The following is a 5093-nucleotide window of genomic DNA, read 5'->3' as shown; positions in this document are numbered from 1 at the left end:
CACAGGGTTTTGCGCAGGACCTGTGGGAGCTGGCTTGCCAGCGATGACGGTAGTCCGGTCACCGCTGAAGCTTAAGTGAAATAGATCAGCCCGGATCACGGAAGCCCGGGTGGAAATCCTTCGGCACCGCCACGCTGACGCTGTCGCGAGTGGCGATGTCGATGCCTTCGCTGGCGACTTCGGCGAGGAAATCGATCTGCTCCGGGGTGATCACGTACGGCGGCAGGAAATACACCACGCTGCCCAGCGGCCGCAGCAGCGCGCCACGCTCCAGCGCATGCTGGAACACCTTCAGGCCGCGACGTTCCTGCCAAGGGTAGGCCTCTTTGCTGGCTTTATCCTTGACCATCTCGATGGCCAGGACCATGCCGGTCTGCCGCACTTCCGAGACGTTCGGGTGATCAACCAGATGCGCCGTGGCCGAGGCCATGCGCCGGGCCAGCGCCTGGTTGTTCTCGATGACGTTGTCCTGCTCGAAGATATCCAGCGTCGCCAACGCCGCCGCACAGGCCAGCGGGTTGCCGGTGTAGCTGTGCGAGTGGAGGAAGGCGCGCAGGGTCGGGTAGTCGTCGTAGAACGCGCTGTAGACCTCGTCGGTGGTCAGGCACGCCGCCAGTGGCAGGTAGCCACCGGTCAGGGCCTTGGACAGGCAGAGGAAGTCCGGACGGATGCCGGCCTGTTCACAGGCGAACATGGTGCCGGTGCGGCCGAAGCCGACGGCGATTTCGTCGTGAATCAGGTGCACGCCGTAGCGGTCGCAGGCCTCGCGCAGCAGCTTGAGGTACACCGGGTGATACATGCGCATGCCGCCGGCGCCTTGAATCAACGGTTCGACGATAACTGCCGCCACGCTGGCATGATGCTCTGCCAATGTCTGTTCCATGGCGGCGAACAGATTGCGCGAATGTTCTTCCCAGCTCATGCCTTCGGGGCGCAGGTAGCAATCCGGGCTTGGCACCTTGAGGGTGTCCATCAGCAGCGCTTTGTAGGTTTCGGTAAACAGCGGCACGTCACCGACCGCCATCGCCGCCATGGTTTCGCCGTGGTAGCTGTTGGTCAGGGTGACGAAGCGCTTCTTGTTCGGCTGACCACGGTTGAGCCAGTAGTGAAAGCTCATTTTCAGCGCGACTTCGATGCAGGACGAACCGTTATCGGCGTAGAACACCCGGTTCAGGCCCTCGGGCGTCATCTTGACCAGGCGCTCGGACAGCTCGATCACCGGTTGATGGCTGAAACCGGCGAGAATCACGTGTTCCAGCTGATCGACCTGATCCTTGATGCGCTGGTTGATGCGCGGGTTGGCGTGGCCGAACACGTTGACCCACCAGGAGCTGACGGCGTCGAGGTAGCGCTTGCCTTCGAAGTCTTCGAGCCAGACGCCTTCACCGCGCTTGATCGGGATCAGCGGCAGCTGTTCGTGGTCTTTCATCTGGGTACAGGGATGCCACAACACCGCGAGGTCGCGTTGCATCCACTGATTATTCAGGCCCATTTACAGTCTCCTCGAGGCGGCTCGCGTCAGGCGCGGGCAAACAATCGCGCAAGCCTATGCAATGCATCGCGTCGGAACAACCCATTGTGTCGATTGAGCTACTTTGTATGGGCCGATAGACGTCGCTGGCGGCGTTTTGATGGCTGACGTATTCTTCGCGGTTCTTTGGGTCGTCTGACCCGCAAAAACTGCTTTTTCCTACGTGTATTTCCGGAGTTCGCTGAATGTCTGTCGGTTGGCTGCGCGCCTGTGCGCTGGTGATGTTGGGGCTGTTCAGCGTTACGGCGCTGGCCAAGGATAAAACCGCAATCGTGATCGGCGGCGGCCTGTCGGGCCTGACCGCGGCTTACGAGCTGCAAAACAAGGGCTGGCAGGTCACCCTGCTGGAAGCCAAACCGAGCCTGGGCGGTCGCTCGGGCATGGCCACCAGCGAGTGGATCGGCAACGACAAGACCCAGCCGGTGCTGAACAAGTACGTCTCGACCTTCAAACTGAGCACCACGCCAGCCCCGGAATTCGTGCGTACCCCGGGTTATCTGATCGACGGCGAGTATTTCTCCGCTGCCGATCTGGCAACCAAGCAACCGGCCACCGCCGATGCCTTGAAGCGCTACCAGAAAACCCTCGACGACCTGGCGCGCTCGATCGACGACCCGCAGAACCCGGCCGCGACCAGCACCCTGCATGCGCTGGATCAGATCAACGTGTCGAATTGGCTCGACAAGCAGAACCTGCCGGCCACCGCGCGTCAGTTGATCAACCAGGACATCCGCACCCATTACGACGAGCCTTCGCGTCTGTCGCTGCTGTATTTCGCCCAGCAGAACCGCGTGTATCGCGGCGTCTCTGACCGCGACCTGCGTGCCTCGCGTCTGGTCGGCGGCAGCCAGGTGCTGGCCCAGGCCTTCGTCAAACAGATCAAGACCATCAAGACCAACTCGCCGGTGTCGGCGATCACTCAGGACAAGGACGGCGTGACCGTCAAGGTCGGCAGTGTCGGCTACCAGGCTGATTACGTGGTGCTGGCCGTGCCGCTGCGCGCGCTGAACAAGATTGCGCTGACCCCGGCACTGGACGCCCAGCATCTGGCCGCGATCAAGGGCACCAACTACGGCTGGCGCGACCAGATCATGTTGAAGTTCAAGACGCCGGTGTGGGAAAGCAAGGCGCGCATGTCCGGCGAGATCTACAGCAACGCAGGTTTGGGCATGCTCTGGATCGAACCGGCGCTGAAGGGCGGCGCGAACGTGGTGATCAACCTGTCCGGCGACAACGCTCGCGTGATGCAGGCGTTCGGCGACAAGCAGATGGTCGATCAAGTGCTGATCCGCCTGCACGCGTTTTATCCACAGGCCCGTGGCTCGTTCACCGGTTATGAAATTCGTCGTTACAGCACCGATCCGTCGATGGGCGGCGCTTACCTGGCTTACGGTCCGGGCCAGATCAGCAAGTTCTGGCGCCTGTGGGAGCGTCCGCTGCAACGTGTAGCGTTTGCCGGTGAACACACCGACACCCTGTACCCGGGCACCCTGGAAGGCGCGCTGCGCACTGGTCAGCGTGCGGCCAGTCAGGTTGAAGACCTGGCCGCCGGCAAGTCGTTTGAACCGGCCAAAGTGGTTCCGGCTGCAGCAGCGGCGGGCGCGGGCGGGTGCCGTGGCGGCGAAGAAGGGTAACTTCTTCAGCAACCTGTTTGGCGGTTCGGATGACGAGAAGAAGCCAGAGCCTGCGAAGGCGCCTGAGCCGGCTCCAGCTCCAGCTCCAGCGGCGCCAGCGCCTGCACCGACTCCGGCACCTGCGCCAGCTCCGGTGGAAGCGCCGAAACCAGCGACTCCGGTGAAAGCCGAGCCGGCGAAGAAAGCGCCAGCCAAGCCTGCGGCGAAGAAACCTGCAGCGAAAACCGAGGCGAAAAAAGGCCCCGGCCAAGCCTGCGGCGAAAAAGGCTGAGCCGGCGAAGAAGCCAGCGGCCAAGCCTGCTGCAGTGCCGGCTCCGGCAGCAGGCACGGACAGCAAAGCGCAGTAAGGCTTTGCGGTGAATGAAAAGCGCGGCTCCGGCCGCGCTTTTTTATTGCCTGTGAGAACCTCATCGCGGGCAAGCCCGCTCCCACAGATTTTGCGGTGTAGCGCAGAGTTTGTGTGCGCTATTGTCCACTGTGGGAGCGGGCTTGCCCGCGATGAGGCCTGTTCATACAGCACATCATCAGGATCTTCCACCTGACATCCCGCCACACTTTTCCCGGTTAATCTTTCCTTAACAAGCCACTTACAGACTCTTGATCGTATTTCTCGATATTTCAAAGCAAAATTTTCCGCTTTAATTCGATAGATAACTCGCTAGTCTTGGTTCGCAGTTCTCACAGGATTTGGGCAATGCAGCTACGTAACTCTGCTTCACGCTATGGTTGGGTCAGCATCTTCATGCACTGGGGCGTGGCGCTGGCGGTCTTTGGACTGTTCGCGCTGGGTCTGTGGATGGTGGGGCTGGATTACTACAGCAGCTGGCGCAAAGACGCGCCGGATCTGCACAAGAGCATCGGTCTGGTGCTGCTAGGTGTGATGGTGTTGCGGGTGTTGTGGCGTTTTATCAGCCCACCGCCACCGATGCTGCAAAGCTACAGCCGCATGACCCGCATCGGCGCCAAATTCGGCCACGGGTTTCTGTACGTCGGGCTGTTCGCTGTGATGCTTGCCGGTTACCTGATTTCCACCGCAGACGGTGTCGGGATTCCGGTATTTGGTCTGTTTGAAGTGCCTGCACTGGTTTCCGGGCTACCGGATCAGGCAGATACCGCTGGGGTGATTCATCTCTGGCTGGCGTGGGCGCTGGTAATTTTTTCCGGCCTCCATGCGTTGGCAGCATTGAAGCACCACTTTATCGATCGTGATGCGACCCTGACGCGAATGCTCGGTCGCAAATCCTGAAATTCAACCTCGACTCAAAGGAAAAGAAAGCATGTTGAAAAAGACTCTGGCCGCTCTGGCAATCGGTTCGGCCGTACTGTCCGCGAACGTGATGGCTGCTGATTACACCGTCGACAAGGAAGGCCAGCACGCTTTCGTCGACTTCAAGATCAGCCACTTGGGCTACAGCTACATCACCGGTACGTTCAAGGACATCGACGGCAAGTTCAGCTTTGACGCTGCCAAGCCTGAAGACAGCAAAATCGAATTCAACGTGAAGACCGCCAGCGTGTTCACCAACCACGCCGAGCGCGACAAGCACATCGCCAGCAAAGACTTCCTGGACGTGGGCAAATACGCTGACGCCAAGTTCGTCTCCACCAGCGTCAAATCCACCGGCAAGAACGCCGCTGGCAAAGACACGGCTGACGTGACCGGCGACCTGACCCTGCACGGCGTGACCAAGCCAATCGTGGTCAAGGCCGTGTTCCTGGGCGAAGGCAAGGATCCATGGGGCGGCTACCGTGCCGGCTTCGAAGGTACTACCAGCATCAAGCGTTCTGATTTCGGCAAGATGATGGACCTGGGTCCACAGTCCGACAACGTCGACCTGTACATCTCGTTCGAAGGTGTGAAAGCGAAATAACTTCGCCGCCTTACAAAAAACGCCCCCGGTCGCAAGGCCGGGGGCGTTTTTATAGCC

At 60.4% G+C, this 5093-nt stretch carries 3 protein-coding genes and 1 pseudogene; 3 read left to right on the top strand and 1 reads right to left on the bottom strand.

Translation table 11 applies throughout. The annotated features are described in order from the left end of the window. Positions 1–85 precede the first annotated feature (85 nt). On the bottom strand, positions 86–1492 hold the full coding sequence (locus tag HT737_RS13400) for an adenosylmethionine--8-amino-7-oxononanoate transaminase (RefSeq protein ID WP_121187621.1): 1407 nt from the start codon (positions 1490–1492) through the stop codon (positions 86–88). A 224-nt stretch (positions 1493–1716) separates the two neighbouring features. On the opposite strand from HT737_RS13400, the pseudogene HT737_RS13395 reads away from it, so the two are divergent. The 3 genes and pseudogenes from HT737_RS13395 to HT737_RS13385 all read left to right on the top strand — a co-directional run bounded on the left by HT737_RS13395 (position 1717) and on the right by HT737_RS13385 (position 5036). Beyond that, positions 1717–3512, top strand: a pseudogene (locus HT737_RS13395) (flavin monoamine oxidase family protein). 347 nt (positions 3513–3859) lie between these two features. Next, positions 3860–4411 carry a cytochrome b gene (locus HT737_RS13390; protein WP_182402821.1) on the top strand — a complete coding sequence of 184 codons (552 nt, stop codon included), beginning with the start codon at positions 3860–3862 and terminating at the stop codon, positions 4409–4411. Between the two features lie 31 nt (positions 4412–4442). Then, on the top strand, positions 4443–5036 hold the full coding sequence (locus HT737_RS13385; protein ID WP_041063462.1) for a YceI family protein: 594 nt from the start codon (positions 4443–4445) through the stop codon (positions 5034–5036). The last annotated feature ends 57 nt before the right edge of the window (positions 5037–5093 follow it).

Origin of the sequence: Pseudomonas sp. MD195_PC81_125 (genome assembly GCF_014060985.1) — a bacterium.
GTDB classification, from domain to species: Bacteria; Pseudomonadota; Gammaproteobacteria; order Pseudomonadales; family Pseudomonadaceae; genus Aquipseudomonas; species Aquipseudomonas parakoreensis.
This window is presented reverse-complemented; position numbering and strand designations above follow the sequence as displayed.